At 70.1% G+C, this 17,884-nt stretch carries 17 protein-coding genes; 4 read left to right on the top strand and 13 right to left on the bottom strand.

Annotation, left to right across the window (positions count from 1 at the left end):
* Positions 1-49: 49 nt before the first annotated feature.
* From purM to PSS76_RS13130, 3 genes are all read right to left on the bottom strand, one after another.
* Entirely contained in the window at positions 50-1,129 is a 1,080-nt protein-coding gene (gene purM / locus PSS76_RS13120; protein ID WP_022594223.1) for a phosphoribosylformylglycinamidine cyclo-ligase, read from the bottom strand.
* 143 nt (positions 1,130-1,272) lie between these two features.
* Entirely contained in the window at positions 1,273-2,853 is a 1,581-nt protein-coding gene (gene purF / locus PSS76_RS13125; RefSeq protein WP_005515395.1) for an amidophosphoribosyltransferase, read from the bottom strand.
* A 109-nt stretch (positions 2,854-2,962) separates the two neighbouring features.
* A complete protein-coding gene (locus PSS76_RS13130; RefSeq protein WP_022594222.1) occupies positions 2,963-3,349 on the bottom strand; it encodes a sterol carrier family protein in 387 nt (128 codons plus the stop codon).
* 55 nt (positions 3,350-3,404) lie between these two features.
* Here PSS76_RS13130 and PSS76_RS13135 point away from each other — a divergent pair, with 55 nt between their 5' ends.
* Positions 3,405-3,851: a PPOX class F420-dependent oxidoreductase gene (locus PSS76_RS13135; RefSeq protein ID WP_041674568.1), complete on the top strand. Its 447-nt coding sequence runs from the start codon at positions 3,405-3,407 to the stop codon at positions 3,849-3,851.
* A gap of 6 nt (positions 3,852-3,857) precedes the next feature.
* On the opposite strand, the gene PSS76_RS13140 is transcribed toward PSS76_RS13135, so the two are convergent.
* The 8 genes from PSS76_RS13140 to PSS76_RS13175 all read right to left on the bottom strand — a co-directional run bounded on the left by PSS76_RS13140 (position 3,858) and on the right by PSS76_RS13175 (position 13,535).
* A complete protein-coding gene (locus PSS76_RS13140) occupies positions 3,858-4,523 on the bottom strand; it encodes a CPBP family intramembrane glutamic endopeptidase (RefSeq protein ID WP_337456249.1) in 666 nt (221 codons plus the stop codon).
* The gene (locus PSS76_RS13145) at positions 4,520-6,301 is read right to left on the bottom strand and encodes an alpha/beta hydrolase (protein ID WP_005515400.1); all 1,782 of its coding nucleotides are present in this window, start codon (positions 6,299-6,301) and stop codon (positions 4,520-4,522) included. The genes PSS76_RS13140 and PSS76_RS13145 overlap by 4 nt, the downstream gene beginning before the upstream one ends.
* Positions 6,302-6,304: 3 nt before the next feature.
* Positions 6,305-8,584: a phosphoribosylformylglycinamidine synthase subunit PurL gene (gene purL, locus PSS76_RS13150; RefSeq protein WP_005515401.1), complete on the bottom strand. Its 2,280-nt coding sequence runs from the start codon at positions 8,582-8,584 to the stop codon at positions 6,305-6,307.
* 141 nt (positions 8,585-8,725) lie between these two features.
* Positions 8,726-10,015, bottom strand: a complete 1,290-nt coding sequence (locus PSS76_RS13155; RefSeq protein WP_167539348.1) for a M18 family aminopeptidase — start codon at positions 10,013-10,015, stop codon at positions 8,726-8,728.
* Positions 10,016-10,068: 53 nt separating this feature from the next.
* The gene (locus PSS76_RS13160; protein ID WP_005515403.1) at positions 10,069-10,419 is read right to left on the bottom strand and encodes a VOC family protein; all 351 of its coding nucleotides are present in this window, start codon (positions 10,417-10,419) and stop codon (positions 10,069-10,071) included.
* 32 nt (positions 10,420-10,451) lie between these two features.
* The gene (locus PSS76_RS13165) at positions 10,452-10,931 is read right to left on the bottom strand and encodes a carboxymuconolactone decarboxylase family protein (protein ID WP_005515404.1); all 480 of its coding nucleotides are present in this window, start codon (positions 10,929-10,931) and stop codon (positions 10,452-10,454) included.
* Positions 10,928-12,055, bottom strand: coding sequence for an NAD(P)H-dependent amine dehydrogenase family protein (locus PSS76_RS13170; RefSeq protein ID WP_044990507.1), 1,128 nt, complete (start codon positions 12,053-12,055; stop codon positions 10,928-10,930). The genes PSS76_RS13165 and PSS76_RS13170 overlap by 4 nt, the downstream gene beginning before the upstream one ends.
* 52 nt (positions 12,056-12,107) lie before the next feature.
* Positions 12,108-13,535, bottom strand: coding sequence for a C4-dicarboxylate transporter DctA (locus tag PSS76_RS13175; protein ID WP_005515406.1), 1,428 nt, complete (start codon positions 13,533-13,535; stop codon positions 12,108-12,110).
* A 175-nt stretch (positions 13,536-13,710) separates the two neighbouring features.
* Between PSS76_RS13175 and PSS76_RS13180 the strand changes: the two genes are divergently transcribed.
* Together PSS76_RS13180 and PSS76_RS13185 are read left to right on the top strand one after the other, a co-directional pair.
* On the top strand, positions 13,711-15,321 hold the full coding sequence (locus PSS76_RS13180; RefSeq protein WP_175272084.1) for a sensor histidine kinase: 1,611 nt from the start codon (positions 13,711-13,713) through the stop codon (positions 15,319-15,321).
* Positions 15,318-16,028 (top strand): response regulator, encoded by a 711-nt coding sequence (locus PSS76_RS13185; RefSeq protein ID WP_084979465.1) that lies wholly within the window; start codon positions 15,318-15,320, stop codon positions 16,026-16,028. The genes PSS76_RS13180 and PSS76_RS13185 overlap by 4 nt, the downstream gene beginning before the upstream one ends.
* A gap of 150 nt (positions 16,029-16,178) precedes the next feature.
* Here the strand turns inward: PSS76_RS13185 and purQ are convergent, their stop codons facing one another.
* Positions 16,179-16,856 (bottom strand): phosphoribosylformylglycinamidine synthase subunit PurQ, encoded by a 678-nt coding sequence (purQ, locus tag PSS76_RS13190; protein WP_005515409.1) that lies wholly within the window; start codon positions 16,854-16,856, stop codon positions 16,179-16,181.
* The gene (gene purS, locus PSS76_RS13195) at positions 16,853-17,089 is read right to left on the bottom strand and encodes a phosphoribosylformylglycinamidine synthase subunit PurS (RefSeq protein WP_013414946.1); all 237 of its coding nucleotides are present in this window, start codon (positions 17,087-17,089) and stop codon (positions 16,853-16,855) included. The genes purQ and purS overlap by 4 nt, the downstream gene beginning before the upstream one ends.
* Before the next feature lie 141 nt (positions 17,090-17,230).
* On the opposite strand from purS, the gene PSS76_RS13200 reads away from it, so the two are divergent.
* Entirely contained in the window at positions 17,231-17,878 is a 648-nt protein-coding gene (locus tag PSS76_RS13200) for an MBL fold metallo-hydrolase (protein ID WP_013414945.1), read from the top strand.
* Positions 17,879-17,884: the final 6 nt, after the last annotated feature.

Raw genomic sequence — 17,884 nt, forward strand, 5'->3', positions numbered from 1 at the left:
CCCGGCTCCTCCTTCGAGGCGCCGGGGACGTACGGGGTGTAGAGGTGCGTCAGAAGCGCGGGTGATCGCCCAGCAGCAGCGCACGCGCGGCGTCGCCGTCCGATGCCTTCTTGACGGTGCCGAGTGTCCAGCAGTCGATGTGGCGTGCGGTGAGCACCGCCATCGCGCGGTCGACGTCCTCGGGCGCGACGATCGCGACCATGCCGACGCCCATGTTGAACGTCTGCTCCATCTCGGCGCGCTCGACACGGCCGCGCTGCGCGATCATCGTGAAGATAGGGGCCGGGCTCCAGGTGCCGCGGTCCAGCTCGGCGACGAGACCCTTCGGCATGACGCGCGCCAGGTTGTTCGCGAGACCGCCGCCGGTGACGTGGCAGAAGGTGCGCACATCCGTCTCGGCCGCGAGGGCCAGGCAGTCCTTGGCATAGATCTTGGTGGGCTCGAGGAGCTCCTCGCCCAGGGTGCGGCCGAACTCGTCGACGTGGCCGGTCAGCGACATCCGGTCGATCTCGAGCAGCACCTTGCGGGCCAGCGAGTAGCCGTTGGAGTGCAGGCCCGACGCGCCCATTCCGATGACGACGTCGCCCGGACGGACCCGGTCGGGGCCGAGGACCTGATCGGCCTCGACGACGCCGACGCCGGTCGCGGAGATGTCGTAGTCACCGTCGGCCATTACGCCGGGGTGCTCCGCCGTCTCGCCACCGAGCAGCGCGCAGCCGGCCTGGATGCAGCCCTCGGCGATGCCGCCGACGATCTCCGCCACCCGCTCGGGCACGACGCGCCCGACAGCGATGTAGTCCTGCAGGAACAGCGGCTCGGCACCGCACACGACGAGGTCGTCGACCACCATGGCGACGAGGTCGAGGCCGACCGTGTCGTGCTTGTCCATCGCCTGCGCGACGGCCAGCTTGGTGCCGACACCGTCGGTGGACGCTGCGAGCAGCGGCTCCTTGTAGTCGCCCTTGAGCGAGAACAGGCCGGCGAACCCGCCGAGGCCACCCATCACCTCGGGGCGGCTGGCCTTCTTCGCCAGCGGGGCGAACAGCTCGACTGCCCGGTCGCCCGCCTCGATGTCCACTCCGGCGGCGGCGTACGAAGCGCCCTGCGTGCGGGTACTGTCCTCGGTCATCGGTTTCTGGCTCCAGCCTTGATCTCGGTGAATGCCCGACTTCGGCGCCAGCCGTCGTCGGGCATACGTGTACAGGCGCAATCACCTCGATTGCGCCCTAACGTTACCGGAGTGCGATGCGCACTCCGGCAGCGTCCTGCGAACTAGGGGCGAGACAGCGCGTCCGCATTGTCGTTGTCGTGACTGAACGAGGCGCCCGCAGCCGACTCCAACATCCCCTCGAGGACGTTCTTGCCGATGCCGCCTTCCGGCAGCGCGATCGGGTAGGTGCCGTCGAAGCACGCAGCGCACAGACGCGACCGGGGCTGCTCGGTAGCCGCGACCATGCCGTCGATCGAGATGTAGCCGAGCGAATCGGCGCCGATCGACCGGCGCACACCCTCGAGCATCTCGTCGAAGGTGGCGTTGACGCCGCTGCCCTCGGCACCGTTCGCGATGAGTTCGGCGGGCGACGCGAAGTCGATACCGTAGAAGCACGGCCACTTGACCGGCGGCGACGCGATGCGGACGTGGATCTCGAGTGCACCGGCCTCGCGGAGCATCCGGATCAGCGCGCGCTGGGTGTTGCCGCGGACGATCGAGTCGTCGACGACGACCAGGCGCTTACCTCGGATGACTTCCTTGAGCGGGTTGAGCTTGAGCCGGATGCCGAGCTGACGGATGGTCTGCGACGGCTGGATGAAGGTGCGGCCCACGTAGGCGTTCTTCATCAGACCCTGGCCGTACGGAATGCCCGAGCCCTGCGCGTAGCCGACCGCGGCGGGGGTGCCGGACTCCGGCACCGGGATCACCAGGTCGCCCTCGGCGGGGTGCTCCTTGGCGAGGCGGCGACCGATCTCGACGCGCGTCGAGTGCACCGAACGGCCGGAGATCACGCTGTCGGGGCGGGCCAGGTAGACGTACTCGAACACGCAGCCCTTGGGCTCGGGGTTCGCGAAACGCGAGGACCGGACGCCGTCGGCGTCGATCGCGAGCAGCTCACCGGGCTCGATCTCGCGCACGAACGACGCGCCGACGATGTCGAGTGCGGCGGTCTCGCTCGCGACCACCCAGCCGCGGTCGAGGCGCCCGAGGCACAGCGGACGGATGCCGTGCGGATCGCGCGCCGCGTACAGCGTGTGCTCGTCCATGAACGTCAGGCAGAACGCACCGCGCAGCGTCGGCAGCAGCTTCATCGCGGCCTGCTCGATCGTGCTGTCGGCCGCGGCGTGCGCGAGCAGCGCACCCACGATGTCCGAGTCCGACGTCGCGGCACCCGGACGCTTCTCGTCGACAAGACCGGCCTCCCGCGCGCGCTGCGCGAGTTCGGCCGTGTTGACGAGGTTGCCGTTGTGGCCGAGCGCGACACCGGTGCCGGCGGCGGTGGTGCGGAAGATCGGCTGCGCGTTCTCCCACGTGGTCGAGCCGGTCGTCGAGTAACGGCAGTGGCCGACGGCGACGTGCCCCGGCATGGCGCCCAGGGTCTGCTCGTCGAACACCTGGCTGACCAGACCGAGGTCCTTGAACACCAGCACCTGCGAGCCGTCGGCGACGGCGATACCGGCGGCCTCCTGGCCGCGGTGCTGGAGGGCGTAGAGCCCGTAGTACGTCAGCTTGGCAACGTCCTCGCCCGGCGCCCAGACACCGAAGACGCCGCACTCTTCGCGAGGTTCGTTCTCGTCCTCGTCTGGTGCGGTCGTAGCGAGAAGATTCCGACTGTTGACCGACAGTTCGGCACGAGTCACGGCAAGCGCTCCCTAAGGGGATTCGGTGCGGGGGGGCGTGCCCCATTCTAACTACCGCTCGGCGCGAGATCGACGATCGGTGCACAGGATCACGCCGATGAGACTCGAGTCACAGACGGAGCAGTGGCAACCAGTGCGCGATCTCCCCTGCCCGCCCGCCGGACGCACCGAGTGATCCGTTCGCGACCGCGTCGTCGAATCCGAGCAGTCCGGTGGCGAGCGACAGCCAGGTCCGCGGGTCCGTCTCGACGACGTTCGGCGGTGTGCCGCGGGTGTGCCGCGGCCCCTCGACGCACTGCACCGCGACGAACGGCGGCACCCGCACCTCGACGCTCGATCCGGGTGCGATCTGTTCGAGGGTCCGGGCGCTGAGGCGGACCGCGGCGGCGAGCTCGGCGCGGGCGGGCTTGTCCGGGGACTCACCGCGCAGCCACGGGCCGACGGCGAGCAACGCGCTGCGGAGTTCGGCGGGATCGACGGCACGACGGGCTGGCATGGGCACCGAATCTACCGGCCGGAACAACCCCGCCGACACCGCGGTTGCACGAGCCATGAGCACCGACGTCGACACGCAACGCCCGCTTCTCGAACTCGTTGCGTCACAGAACAAGGCCGTCCTCGCGACCGTCAAGCACGACGGCCGTCCGCAGTTGTCCAACGTCCTGTACGCGTGGGATCCGGACACCCGCATCGCCCGGGTCTCGGTCACCGCCGATCGCGCGAAGACCCGCAACGCGGCGCGCGATCCCCGGGTGTCACTGCACGTGAGTGCACCCGACTTCTGGAGTTACGCCGTCGTCGAGGGCGATGCGGACCTGTCCACGGTGGCCGCCGATCCGCACGACGCCGCGACCGACGAACTCGTCGACGTCTACCGGACGGCCACGGGGCGCGAGCACGAGGACTGGGAGGAGTTCCGGCGCGCCATGGTCGACGAGCGCCGGCAGGTGCTGCGTGTCCGCACCGACCACGTGTACGGCATGGCGCAGTTGCCCTGACACCCGTCACACCGGCGGCAGCGGCACCTCGCGGGCCCCGGTGGTCACCTGGATGCGGCGCAGCAGCAGCGCGCCGCCGGCATTGACGGCCAGGTGCAGCAGCGCGGGCGCGAGCAGGCTGCCGCTGCGGGCGCGCAGCCAGTCGAACACGAGGGACGCCGCCGCGGTGAACGCGACGGTGCCCGGCACCGAGTCGTCCGCGACGTGCGCAGGATGTACGTGCCACAGCCCGAACGTGACCGCGCGGATCGCGGTCGCCCCCGCCGGCGGGAACGCCCGTTCGGTGACCGCCGTGAGCAGTCCGCGGAACAGCAACTCCTCCGTCGCGACGGTGCCGAACGGGATGTGCGCCGACACCCATTCGCCGAAGTCGTCCCGCACGTCGTCGGGAACGACGAAACGGTCGTGCAGCGACGGCACGGCCAGCGCGACCGCGTAGCCGACCACGGGGAGGGCGGCAGCCGCACTCCCCCAGCGCAATCCGGCCCGGAGGTTGCCCAACCCCAGTTCGTCCCGGCGCAGACCGCAGGCGGACCCGGCCGCTGTCGCGGCCGCGGCCACCACCGTGCCCGCGATCGCCCGGTGCCGCGACGACAGCCGCAGCGCAGGCAACACACCGTTGTTCCAGGCGACGAGCGCCGCGCCGAACCCGAGCGCCGCCGCGCGTCTCACTTCTCGGGCCCGTCGTGGCCACGCAACGACTCGAGCACGCCACGCACCCGTTCGGTGTCGGCCGGCGTCCAGCCGTCCGGGGACGTGACCGCGACCCAGCCGTCGAGGATGACGGTGCCGTAGTTGTGCCCGTGCCCGTCCGGGACGCCGGCCGCGTTCGCGAGGTCCGCACTCACCTGCCAGAACGTGACGAACGGGAACCACTTCATCGACGGCAACCGGTCGAAACCGGGTGGCTCCGAAAGCCAGTCGGGTCGTGAGAAGGCCAGGTCCGGCGACCACCACACCACCGGATCCGACGGGTGCTGGATGTAGAGCACTCGCGGCTCGAGCCACGGTCCGGGGCTGCCGGGGATCGCGTCGGCGTCGTCGGCGAACCGTACGACGAGCCCGTCGGCGTACACCGGCTGCACCTCGGGTGTGCCGGGGTCGCGGCGCTCGGTGAGCGCGCTCCACAGCGGGTTCGCGTTGGGCGGGCCCACCCACAGCACACCGTCGACGGTCTCCCGGATGTCGGCGAGGCCGTCGAACGCGCCCTCGCCGGCCTGGGTGCCGAGGCTCTCGCCGTACACGTACAACTTGGGGCGGGTGGCCTCCGGTTTGGTGAGCCACCGGTCGTGCACCGCCCGGATCAGCGCGTTGCCGGCGACGGCGGCCCGGCCGCGGTCGGCGACGAACGAGATCCAGCTCGGCATGTACGAGTACTGGGCCGCGACGAGAGCGCTGTCGCCGTTCTCGACGAGTTCGATCGCCTGCGCGGCGGTGGGATTGACCCAGCCGGTTCCGGTGGTCGGGATGATGACGAGCGTCTTGCGTTCGAAGGCCTTGGTCCGCTCGAGCTCGTCCAGCACGACGTCCATGCGGGCGGCCGTGTCGTCGGCGGTCTCGAGACCCGCGTACACCCGGATCGGCTCCTTGGCGGGTGCGCCGTTGGCGGCGGTGAGTGCGTCGGCGTGGATACCGCCGGAGACGAAGTTGCGGCCCTCGAACCCGAGGGTGTCCCACGGCGCGGCCGACGCCGGACTTCCCGACTTCTCGGGCAGGATCGGCTGCACCGCGCCGGGCCGCGTCTCGTTGTTCTGCAGACTGAAGATCGAGTTGACGACGCCGTATCCGACCCGCAGCAGGATGCCGTCGACCAACATGAACACGAGCACCAGGACGACGGCGAACCCGGCCGCCGATGCGGCGGGCCGCGGGATCTTCAGCCACTTGTTGAGCTGGCGGGCGACCCAGCGGACGAGGTCGCGCAGCACGCGCCACAGTGAGATGAGTGCCGCCGCCACCAGCAGACTCAGTCCCCCGGTGCGGATGTAGCCGGTGGTGGTGGTGCCCTCGGCGTTCATCAGCGCCGACAGTTCCCGTTGCCAGCCGGCCGAATAGATGAGCATCGTGATCGCGGCGAGCGCCGACACCACGGGTACCAGCACCTTGATGGCGCGCATGTACCGGTCCGGAAGCGGCCACCACGGCCGGCGCGCGAGCCCGAACTCGTACACGAGCCAGCCGATCGCGGTGCCGACCGCGTAGCCGAAGGCGGCATTGATGCCGCCGATCAGCCCCTGATAGAGCCAGTCGCGCGGCAGCAGCGATGGCGTCAACGACCAGCAGAAGAAGAGCGACGCGAAGGCGATGCCGGTGAAATCGAGCTTCAGCAGGCCCCACGCCCAGAGGACGAACGGGTGGCGCTGGTCGAACCCGGGGACGGCAGGGGTCGAGGGCTGCGGGTCCTCCCGCAGCTCAGCGACCGCCTCCCGTTCGATCCCCGAGTCCGTCACGCATCACCCGAACAGTGCCGGAAGCGTCGCCTCGTGTGCCTCGCGCAGCTCGGCCATGGTCACCGAGAACTGACCCTGGACCTCGACGGAATCGGAACCCTCGTCGACCACACCGATACGCACCCACGGGAGGTTACGGGCCGTGCACATACCGGTAAAGCGAGTTTCCTCGGTGCGCGGCACCGCGACCAGCACGCGACCGGCCGACTCGGAGAACAGCGTCACGAACGGGTCCTCGCCCTCGGGCAGCAGGATCCGGCAGCCGGTCTCGCCGGCCAGCGCGGCCTCGACGACGGCCTGTGCGAGACCACCCTCGGACAGGTCGTGTGCGGCCGAGATCAGGCCGTCCCGCGACCCCGCGAGCAGGATGTCCGCCAGCAGGCGCTCACGCTCGAGGTCGACCTTCGGCGGGACACCGCCGAGGTGACCGTGCTCGACCTGCGCCCAGATGGAGCCGTCGAACTCGTCACGGGTCTCCCCCAACAGGATCAACGTCTCACCGGGCTCGAGGCCCAGGCCGGTCGGGATACGACGGTGCACGTCGTCGATCACACCGAGGACGGCGACGACCGGCGTCGGCAGGATCGCGGTCGAACCCGTCTGGTTGTAGAAACTGACGTTGCCGCCCGTGACCGGGATACCGAGCTGCGCGCAACCGTCCGCCAGGCCGCGCACGGCCTGCTGGAACTGCCACATGACACCCGGATCCTCCGGCGAACCGAAGTTGAGGCAGTTGGAGACGGCCTTCGGGGTCGCGCCGGTGACGGCGACGTTGCGGTACGCCTCGGCCAGCGCGAGCTGCGCACCGGCGTAGGGGTCGAGCATCGTGTAACGGCCCGATGCGTCGGTGGCGAGCGCGATGCCGCGTCCGGTCTCCTCGTCGATGCGGACGACGCCGCCGTCGGCGTTCTCCGCGAGCACGGTGTTGCCGCGCACGTAACGGTCGTACTGCTCGGTGATCCACTTGCGGCTGCACAGCGCCGGCGAGGAGATCATCTTCAGCAGCGTGGCCTTCAGCTCGTCCGCCGTCTCGGGGCGCTTCAGGTTCGCAGTGGTGTCGGCGATCAGCGCGTCCTGCGTGTCGGGGCGCGCGACCGGGCGCTCGTACACCGGGCCCTCGTGGGCGATGGTGTTGGCCGGGGCGTCGACGACGGTCTCGCCGTGCCAGTCGATGACGAGATGCTCGCCGTCGGTGACCTCACCGATCACGGTGGCCAGGACGTCCCACTTCTTGCAGACCTCCATGAACGCGTCGACGTTCTCGGGGGCGACGACCGCGCACATGCGCTCCTGCGACTCGCTGGAGAGCACCTCGGCGGGGGTCATGCCGGTGGCACGCGTCGGGACCAGGTCGAGGTCGATGTGCATGCCGCCGTCGCCGGCCGCCGCCAGCTCGGACGTCGCGCAGGACAGGCCGGCACCACCGAGGTCCTGGATGCCGACGACCAGCTTCTCGCGGTACAGGTCGAGGCAGCACTCGATGAGCACCTTCTCGGTGAACGGGTCGCCGACCTGGACGGCGGGCAGCTTCTTGGGGCGGCCGCCGGCGCTGTCGTCGAACGTCTCGGACGCGAGGACGGAGACGCCGCCGATGCCGTCGAGGCCGGTGCGCGCCCCGAACAGGATGATCTTGTTACCGGCGCCGGACGCGAATGCCAGGTGTAGGTCCTCGACGCGCATCGCGCCCGCGCACAGCGCGTTCACGAGCGGGTTGCCCTGGTACGAGGAGTCGAACACGGTCTCGCCGCCGACGTTGGGCAGGCCGAGGGAGTTGCCGTAGCCGCCGATGCCGCGCACGACGCCGTCGACGACGCGGCGGGTGTCGGCGTGGTCCGCGGCACCGAAGCGCAGCTGGTCCATGACCGCGATCGGACGCGCGCCCATCGCCATGATGTCGCGGACGATGCCGCCGACGCCGGTCGCTGCGCCCTGGTAGGGCTCGATGTACGACGGGTGGTTGTGCGACTCGACCTTGAACGTGACCGCCCAGCCGTCCCCGATGTCGACGACGCCGGCGTTCTCGCCGATCCCCGCGAGCATCGACGCGCGCATCTCGTCGGTCGTGGTCTCACCGAAGTACTTGAGATGGACCTTCGAGGACTTGTACGAGCAGTGCTCGCTCCACATCACCGAGTACATCGCGAGCTCGGCGTCGGTGGGACGGCGGCCGAGAATCTCCTTGATGCGGGCGTACTCGTCGTCCTTGAGGCCCAGCTCCTTGAACGGCTGAGCGACGTCGGGAGTCGCGGAAGCGTTGGTGACGGTATCTACCTGCGGAGACACGGGGCGTGTGGTCCCTTCCCTCTGGGATCGAATGGGCAGGCCGGGCGGCGGACTGCCAGGGCAAAGTCTAGCCGGGGGCGCCGACGCGCTGCGCACCCACCGCGCACCGTCGCGCACGCCGCCCCGACCGGACCGGCAGAGCTACCGCACCGGCGTCAGGAAAGCCGCGAGGGCGTCGGCGTACATCCCGACGTCCCGGGCACCCATCAACTCCCGGGCAGAGTGCATCGCAAGCTGCGGCGCCCCGACGTCCACGGTCGACAGACCGGTCCGCGACGCGGTGATGGGACCGATGGTGGACCCGCACGGCAGGTCCGCACGATGCACGTACCGCTGCAGCGGCACCCCGGCACGATCGCAGGCCAGCGCGAATTCGGCTGCGCCGGCCGCATCCGACGCGTAACGCAGGCTCTGGTTGACCTTGAGCACCGGCCCGCCGTTGATCGCGATCCGGTGTGCGGGCTCGTGCCGATCCGGGTAGTTGGGGTGCGTCGCGTGCGCCATGTCGCCCGACGCACACACCGACCCGGACATCGCGCGCAGGAAGTCCTCGCGTCCGCCGCCGCGCAGCAGCACGATGCGCTCGAGCACCGAGTTCAGCAGGTCCGAGAACGCACCCCGGTCGGACATGCTGCCGACCTCCTCGTGGTCGAAGAGCGCGAGGACCGGCGTGGAGTCGCCGGGCTCGGCGACGGCGGCGAGTAATGCCTGCGTCCCGGCGTAGCAGGTGCCCTGATTGTCGAGGCGCGGCGCACTCACCAGCGACGCGTCCTCGCCCACCACCGTCGACGGCGCCAGGTCGTGGGTCATCAGCTCCCAGCCGAGGACCGCGTCGGCGGCCACCCCGGCTTCGTCGGCGAGGAACCCGATGAACGAGCGCGGCTCGCTGCCGGTGCCCCACACCGCATTGAGGTGACGCTGCGGATCCAGCTGCACACCCTTGCGTTCCTCGGACAGGTGAATCGCCAGCTGCGGCACCCGCAGGATGGGCCGGTCCACACGGACCAGCACCTCCTGCACGGCGTCACCGGCGCGGACACTGAGTCGCCCCGAAATGCCGAGGTCGCGGTCGAGCCACGAGTTGAGCCACGCCCCGCCGTACGGCTCGAGACCGACCAGCTGCCAGCCCGCCGAGACGAGGTCGGGGTGCTGCTTGACCCGCAGGTTCGGGCTGTCGGTGTGCCCGCCGACGATGCGGAACGGCGACGCCGGGCCGGCCGACACGCCCTCGGTGCTCCACGCGATGAGGGAACCGCCGCGGACCAGGTAGTACCGGCCGGGCGCCGACGGCCACGCGTCCGTCTCCTGCAACTCGGTGAAGCCGTTCGCGGACAGCTCCGACGCCACCGTTGCACACACGTGGAACGGCGACGGCGAAGCGTCGACGAACGAACACAATCCCTGGGCGTCTGCCTGTGTCATCGATGGCATACCGACCATCATGGCAGTACCGCGTTCCGGACTCAGTGAGCTCCCGAGACGACTCAGTGGGCTCCCGAGACGCAGAACTGGTTGCCCTGGGGGTCGGCGAACGTGACCCAGCGGAAGCCGTCCATGTTCTCGCGGTGCACCTCGGTGGCGCCGGCCGCGAGGACCCGCTCGACCTCGGCGTCGAGATCGCCCGAACCGAGGTCCATGTGCTGGCGGTTCTTGCCGGGGGTGGGGTCGTCCACCTTCTGGAAGCCCAGTTTCTGGTTCCAGCCGGGGATTCCGACCATGTAGAACCAGCCGTCGTTCTCCTGCTCGATCGTGCCGCCGGTGAGGTCCGCCCACCACTTCGCGAGCGGTCCGGGGTCGGTGGAGTCGATCGTGATCATGCCGAGTGTGAGTGCCATGACCGGACGCTAGCGCGTGGGTCCGACAAGCGTCAGAGTTCCGGCAGCGCGCACACCGTGTCGAGGCCGAGGACGTGGTTGAGGCGCCCGGACGCGATCCACGACCCGATGCACATGCTCAGCTCAACGATCTCGCGCTGGCTGTAGTGCTCGGTCATCCGCGCCCAGAACTCGTCGTCGAGGTTGTGGTGATCGAGCGCGTACCGCTGCGCGTACTCGGCGGCCAGGCGGGTCCGGTCGTCGAACGCATCTGTGGTGCGCCAGTTCTCGACGGCCTCGAAGAATCCGTCCTCGACCTTCTCGCCGTCGCGGTCCGTGCGCCAGTCCATGCACACGATGCAGCCGTTGATCTGGGCGATACGCAGCCGCGCGGCCTCGAATTCGCGCAGTCCCAGTGTGGATTTCGCGTAGACCGCCAGCGACAGTTTGGACGCGGGGATGCCGATCTCGGGCACCAGTTCGCCCCACACGTAGCCGACCGGGTCCTTGCCCTCGGGAATGTCGATTCTCATTGCTCGATCCTTCCGGTTGCCCCCAGTGTGCCCGCCGCGGCGGGTCCTGTCGCCGAAAATCCCAGTGCGGGCGTAGGCCGTAGCGGCACGTCGAGGGCGTCGTACAGTCCCGGTTCGGCTTCGACGAGCCAGTCGATCGCGCCCACGAGGCGTCCGACAGCCGTCGCGTTGCCGCCCGCAGCCCGGCTACCGCCCTCGTCGGTGGCCTCCACGGAGACCTCGATCCGCGGCCGGCCCTCGACGATCACCCGGTGCGCTCCGGCGCCACCGTCGGGCGGCATCGGCCAGTCGGTCGCGCACGAGGGGTGGATCCTGGTGACGTGCTCGACGACGATCCGCGGCACTCCCCCGACGACGCCCTGCACCTCGAAGCGCAGCGCGCCCTGGGTGCCGGCCGCGAAATCACCCATCGTCGCGGTGGTGACGTCGGACTCGAGGGGCCGCCGCTGCACGGTCTCGCGGATCTCGTCGAGATCGACACCGAGCGCCCGCGCCATCAGCCGGATCTGCCCACCCCACACCATGGTCGGCACCGACGGCGCGATCATCGGCGGTTCGTAGTCCATCGGCTGGCCCATCCCGACGAGATAGCGCACCGAGTCGGGCTGGTCGTACGTGGAGTAGTCGAAGATCTCCTGGCAGCGGAGCACGTCCACGACGGACCCCAGACCGCTGAGCAACAGCGGCAGGACGTCGTTGCCCCAGCCCGGATCGACCCCGGAGACGAACAGCGACCCGCCCGCCGCGCCGATCGCGTCGAGCACCGGTTGCCGCACCTCCGGCGGCGCGCTGCGGTGGTCGTACAGCGCGTACACCGACGGCGTCACCACCACCGCGCCCGTGCGCAGGATGCGCACGATGTCGGCGAGCGCGTCGTCGGGGCGGATGTCGCCGGACGCCGCGTACACGACCGCGTCGGGCCGGGACGCGAGGACCGCCTCGACGTCGTCGGTGGCCGACACGCCCGTGTCGACGCCGACGTCCCCGAGGTCGCCGGCGTCGCGGCCCACCTTGGCGGGGTCGTGCACGACGACCGCGGACAACTGCAGGCGGGGATTGGCGTGCACGGCGCGGATCGCCGCGCGTCCGACGTTGCCGGTGCCCCAGACGGCGGTGGTGATCATGCGCGGCACGCTAGCGAAGGTCGGGACGCCGTGTGACCGGTTCGGGCATACGTCAGGCGCTGGCCAGTTCGCGATCGGCGGCCGTGGTGGGCACGACGGTCGGCCGGGCCGGTGCCTCGTCCGCCGGCGACTGCGGGTCGTGGTCGTCCACCATGGTCGATTCGTCGAACGGAATCTCACCGTCGAGGACGGCCCGGACCCGCTCGGTGTCGACGGACTTGGTCCAGGTGCCGACGAGCAGGGTGGCGACGGCGTTGCCCGAGAAGTTGGTGACGGCACGGGCTTCCGACATGAAACGGTCGATACCGACGATGAGGCCGACGCCGTCGAGGAGTTCGGGTCGATGGCTCTGCAGACCGCCCGCGAGGGTGGCCAGTCCGGCGCCGCTGACGCCTGCCGCACCCTTCGACGCGATGATCATGAACACCAGCAGCGACAGCTGTTCGGGCAGGGCCAGCGGTTGTCCCATGGCGTCGGCGATGAAGATCGACGCCATCGTCAGGTAGATCGCGGTGCCGTCGAGGTTGAACGAGTACCCGGTGGGCACCACGACGCCGACGGTGGTGCGCTCGACGCCGACGTGCTCCATCTTCGCGATGAGCCGGGGCAACGCGGACTCCGACGACGAGGTCGCGAAGATCAGCAGGTACTCGCGGGCGAGGTAGCGCACCAACTTGAAGATCGAGATCCCGGCGAAAGCCCGCAGGATGCTGCCCAGGACGCCGAACACGAAGATCAGGCACGTCAGGTAGAAGCCGAGCATGAGCGCACCCAGCTGGACGACGGCCCCGAGTCCGGTCTGCCCGACGACGTTGGCGATCGCGCCGAAGGCACCGATCGGCGCCAGCCACAGGATCATCGACAGCACCTTGAAGACCAGCTTCTGCACGTAGCCGATGCCGCGGAGCACGGGCTCGCCCTGCTTGCCCATCGCCTGCAGTCCGAAGCCGACGAGCAGCGCGACGAACAGGGTCTGCAGCACGCTGCCCGCGGTGAGCGACGACAGCAGCGACGTCGGGATGATCGACGCGACGAAGTCCATCGTGCCGCCCGCCGCGTGTGCCTTCTCGGCGAGCGCGGCCCCGGTGCTCGCGGTGTCCGGCGTGATGTCGAGCCCGCTGCCCGGGTTGAGCAGGTTGCCGACGACCAGGCCGATGCCGAGCGCGACGGTGGACATGCCGATGAAGTACGCGAGGGCGAGGCCACCGACCTTGCCGACGCTCGCGGCCGCGCGCACCGAGCCGATGCCGAGCACGATGGTGCAGAAGATCACCGGGCTGATCATCATCTTGATCAGGTCCACGAACATCGTGCCGAGCACGCCGAGCGACTTGCCCGCGTCCGGCGCGAGCCAGCCGACGAGTACACCGGCGACGACGGCGACCACGACGCCGACGTAGAGCCAGTGCGTACGGTCACGCGTCTTCTTGCTCTCGACGGGTTGCGCCGGCCCCGGCGTCCCTGCTGCACTCGTGCTCATGCGGTGTCCTCTTGGTCGGATGGATTGCGCGACGAGTCGACTCGGTTGATCTTCGAGTGATCGGGGTCACGCCGACTCGCTTGTGAATGCTGGTACCCGACGAGGCCGCGGAGAAGTTTGTGTTCATTAGTTTCACGAGAGGATTCACGTGCCCCTCGGCACCTCCCGCCGACCGATGAGCGTCGCGCGTCAGCTACTCCTCCTGCAGCTGGTGGTGTTGGCGCTGGTCATCGCGGCCGGATCGGCGTTCGCGATCATCGACGAACGGCGGGACTCCGACGACGCCACCCGCCGCGAGGTGACACACGTCGCAGAGACCCTCGCACTGTCCGACGCGACGATCGCCGCGCTGCGTGGCCCCGACCCGACCTCAGCGCTCCAGCCCGAGGTCGAACGCATCCGGGACGCGACCGGGACGGACTTCATCGTCGTCATGGCACCCGACCGCACGCGTTTCACGCACCCGGACCCGACGCTGATCGGGCAGCGTTTCGAGGGCCACATCGAGCAGGCCCTGGCCGGCGAGACGTTCACCGAGACGTACACCGGTTCGCTCGGGCCGTCGATCCGCGCGGTCGCTCCGGTGGAGTCGGACGGGCAAGTGGTGGGTCTGGTGTCGGTGGGTGTCACGCGTGAGCGCGTCGGTGAGCAGTTCGCACAGGGGGTGCCCTCGATGTTGGGGATCGCCGCGGTCGCGGTGGTGATCGCGGCCGTCGGCGCCGCTCTGGTGAGCCGTCGCCTGCGCCGGCAGACCCTCGGACTCGACCCCGACCAGTTGCGCCGACTGTACGAGCACCACGACGCGGTGCTCCGGTCGATCGGCGAGGGCCTGATCGTGTTCGGTCGCGATCGCGACGGGCGGGTCCGCGTGGACGTCGTGAACGACGAGGCGCGACGCCTGCTGTGGCTGCCCGACGGTCCGATCACGCCGGACCAGCTGCCCGAGACGCTGCGGCGCATCGGCCCCGACGCCGACGGCGAACAGGACGAGGTGCACGTGACCGCCGACCGGCTGCTGGTGGTGGGCCGGGCTCCCGTCCTGTGGGAGGGTCGACGGATCGGGACCGTGGTGACACTGCGCGACCACACCGAGTTGCAAAGTGTCCTGGGCGAACTCGATTCCGCGCGCAGCGTCGCGGAGTCGCTGCGCGCACAGGCGCACGAGTACGCGAACCGCCTGCACACGATCGTCACGATGGTCGAGCTGGGCCGCACCGACGAGGCCGTCGCGTTCACGACCGCCGAACTCACCACCTCACAGCACCTCATCGACCGGCTCACCGCGGCCGTACACGAACCCGCGCTGGCCGCGCTGCTGCTCGGCAAGGTGACCGAGGCGGCGCAGCAGGGTGTCGAACTGACCGTCACCGAGGACACCGCGCTGGGACCGGCGACGGCGCTCGGACCACTCGAACTCGTCACGGTGGTCGGCAATCTGGTGGACAACGCGATCGACGCCGCTCGATCGGAGGGCGACGCCCGCCCCTGGGTGGAAGTGACGGTGACGGAAGAGGATTCGATGCTGGTGATCCGGGTGGCCGACAGCGGCCCGGGTATGGATCCCGACGCCCTCGCCCAGGCGACGACACGCGGGTACTCCACCAAACCGGTGGACGGACGACCGGCCCGACAGCGCGGTCTGGGGCTGGCGCTGGTCGCGCAGATCGTCACGCGACACGGTGGCCGTCTGCACACCGAGCCCTCGCTCGCGGGCATGCTGGTGGTCGAGGTCCCGCTGCCGCGCCGGGCGCGACGTCACGATTCCGGGGAGGTCGAGGATCGATGATCCGGGTGCTGATCGTCGAGGACGAGGTGCTGATCGCCGAGGCGCACCGTTCGTATGTCGAACGGGCCGAGGGCTTCTCGGTGCACGCGGTGGCGCACACCGCGAAGGACGCGATGCGGGCCGTGGCCGACGCCGCGGCCGCCGGGGAGCCGGTGGACCTCGTCCTGCTCGACATCGGTCTGCCCGACGCGAGCGGTCTCGATCTGGCGGTCACGCTCGGCGGTGTGCGCCCCAGCCCCGGCATCATCGCCGTCACCTCCGCCCGCGATCTCGACGTCGTGCGGACCGCGGTGGCGCGCGGGGTGGTGCTGTACCTGCTCAAGCCGTTCACGTTCGCGGCGCTCCGCGAGAAGCTCGAGCACTACCGGCAGTTCCGCGCCGCCCTCCCCGAGGGTGGGACGGCGGTGAGCCAGCGCGACATCGATCGCGCCATGGCCGTCCTCCGCACCACCGATGCGCGCGCCGGCGCCCCGAAGGGTGTCGCCCCGCACACCGCGGACCTGATCAGTGCGTGCGTCCGCGACGCCGGTCGGGCGTTGACGGCGGCGGAGGTCGCCGCCGCCGTCGGGGTCTCCCGGGTCACGGCATGGCGCTATCTCGAGCGCTTCGCCGACGACGGCGTGCTCACACGAGAGACCGAGTACGGTCGCGCCGGGCGTCCCCAGGTGCGGTACACCTGGGCGGCGTCTTCCGGTCCGATCCGGTAGCGCGAGCCCGGGGCGAGCCCCGGAAGAGCCCGGGGCGAGCCCCGGAAGAGCCCGGGACGGGCCCCGGAAACGACACGGTCGCCGCAGCCGCTCGGTATCGAGTGGGCTGCGGCGACCGCGGGTAGGGCTCGGGGCCGGACGTCGTGCCGGTCAGGCCGTCAGGACGCTCTCCAGGACGGAGTAGAACATGCCGAGTCCGTCGTCGCTCGGGCCGGTGAGAGCCTCGGTGGCGTGCTCGGGGTGCGGCATGAGGCCGACGACGCGGCCGTTGGCCGACGCGATGCCGGCGATGCCGCGCTGCGAGCCGTTGGGGTTGTCACCGGCGTAGCGGAACACCACGCGGCCCTCACCCTCGAGCTCGTCGAGCACCTGCTCGGACGCCTGGTAGCGGCCCTCGCCGGACTTGAGCGGGACCAGGATCTCGGCGCCCGCCTCGTAGCGCGACGACCATGCCGTCGAGTTGGACTCGACCTTCAGCCACTGGTCGCGGCACACGAAGTGCAGGCCGGCGTTGCGGGTCAGGGCGCCCGGCAGCAGCCCGGCCTCGCACAGGACCTGGAAGCCGTTGCAGATGCCGAGGACCGGCATGCCACCCGCGGCGGCCTTCACCACCTCTCCCATGACGGGCGCGAAGCGGGCGATGGCACCGCATCGCAGGTAGTCGCCGTAGGAGAAGCCACCGGGCACGATGACCGCGTCCACACCCTTCAGGTCGGCGTCGCCGTGCCACAGGCTGACGGCCTCGCCGCCGGCGAGACGAACCGCGCGGGACGCGTCGACGTCGTCGAGCGTGCCCGGGAACGTGATGACTCCGATGCGTGCACTCACTGGACTCGGGTGACCTTCCAGTCCTCGATCACCGTGTTCGCCAGCAGCGACTCGGCGATGGTGGCGAGCTCGTCGTCGCTGACGGTGTCGTCGACCTCGAGTTCGAATCGCTTACCCTGGCGAACATCCGACACGCCGGCATGACCGAGTCGGGACAGCGCCCCGACAATGGCCTGCCCCTGCGGGTCGAGAATTTCGGCCTTGGGCATGACATCGACAACGACACGGGCCACGTGCTGCTCCTCGCTATGGCTGGTTTCCGCCCGGGATCGCACCGGGCATCCAGGAGTTTACCGGGCAGCCCGGCCCGCTCCCGCACCGAGTGACGTCGGACGCCACCCCCACCGTCGGGTGTGATCCCGCATACTCGTCTCATGCGACTGACGCACTTCGGCCATTCCTGTGTCCTGGTGGAACTCGACGGCGCAAAGATCCTGTTCGATCCGGGGAACTTCTCCCACGGGTTCGAGGGCATCACGGGTCTCGACGCCATCCTGATCACGCACCAGCATCCCGATCATGCCGATCCCGCGCGCCTGCCCGCGCTGGTCGACGCGAACCCCGGCGCCGGGTTGTACGCGGATCCGCAGACGACGGCGCTGCTCGGCGACGCGTGGACGGCGGTGTACCCGGGCGACGTGTTCAACGTCGGCGAGGTGCAGGTGACCGGCACCGGCGGCACGCACGCGGTGATCCACCCGGAGATCCCGCTGATCGACAACACCGCGTACCTGCTGGGCGACGCCGAGAACCCGGCCAAGCTGATGCATCCGGGCGACTCGTTGTTCGTGCCGGAGCAGAAGGTCGACGTGCTCGCGGTCCCGGCCGCAGCACCGTGGCTGAAGATCTCCGAGTCCGTCGACTACCTTCGTGCCGTGCACCCGCGCGTGGCGGTCCCGATCCACCAGGGGGTGGTGGCGCAGGAGGCTCGCGGCATCTACTACGGCCGGCTCACCGAGATGGGCCCGGGCGGAACGGAGTTCCGTGTGCTGCCGGAGGAGTCGAGCGTCGAGGTGTCCTGACCCGAC

It is taken from the genome of Prescottella sp. D32 (assembly GCF_037287305.1).
Lineage (GTDB): Bacteria > Actinomycetota > Actinomycetes > Mycobacteriales > Mycobacteriaceae > Prescottella > Prescottella equi.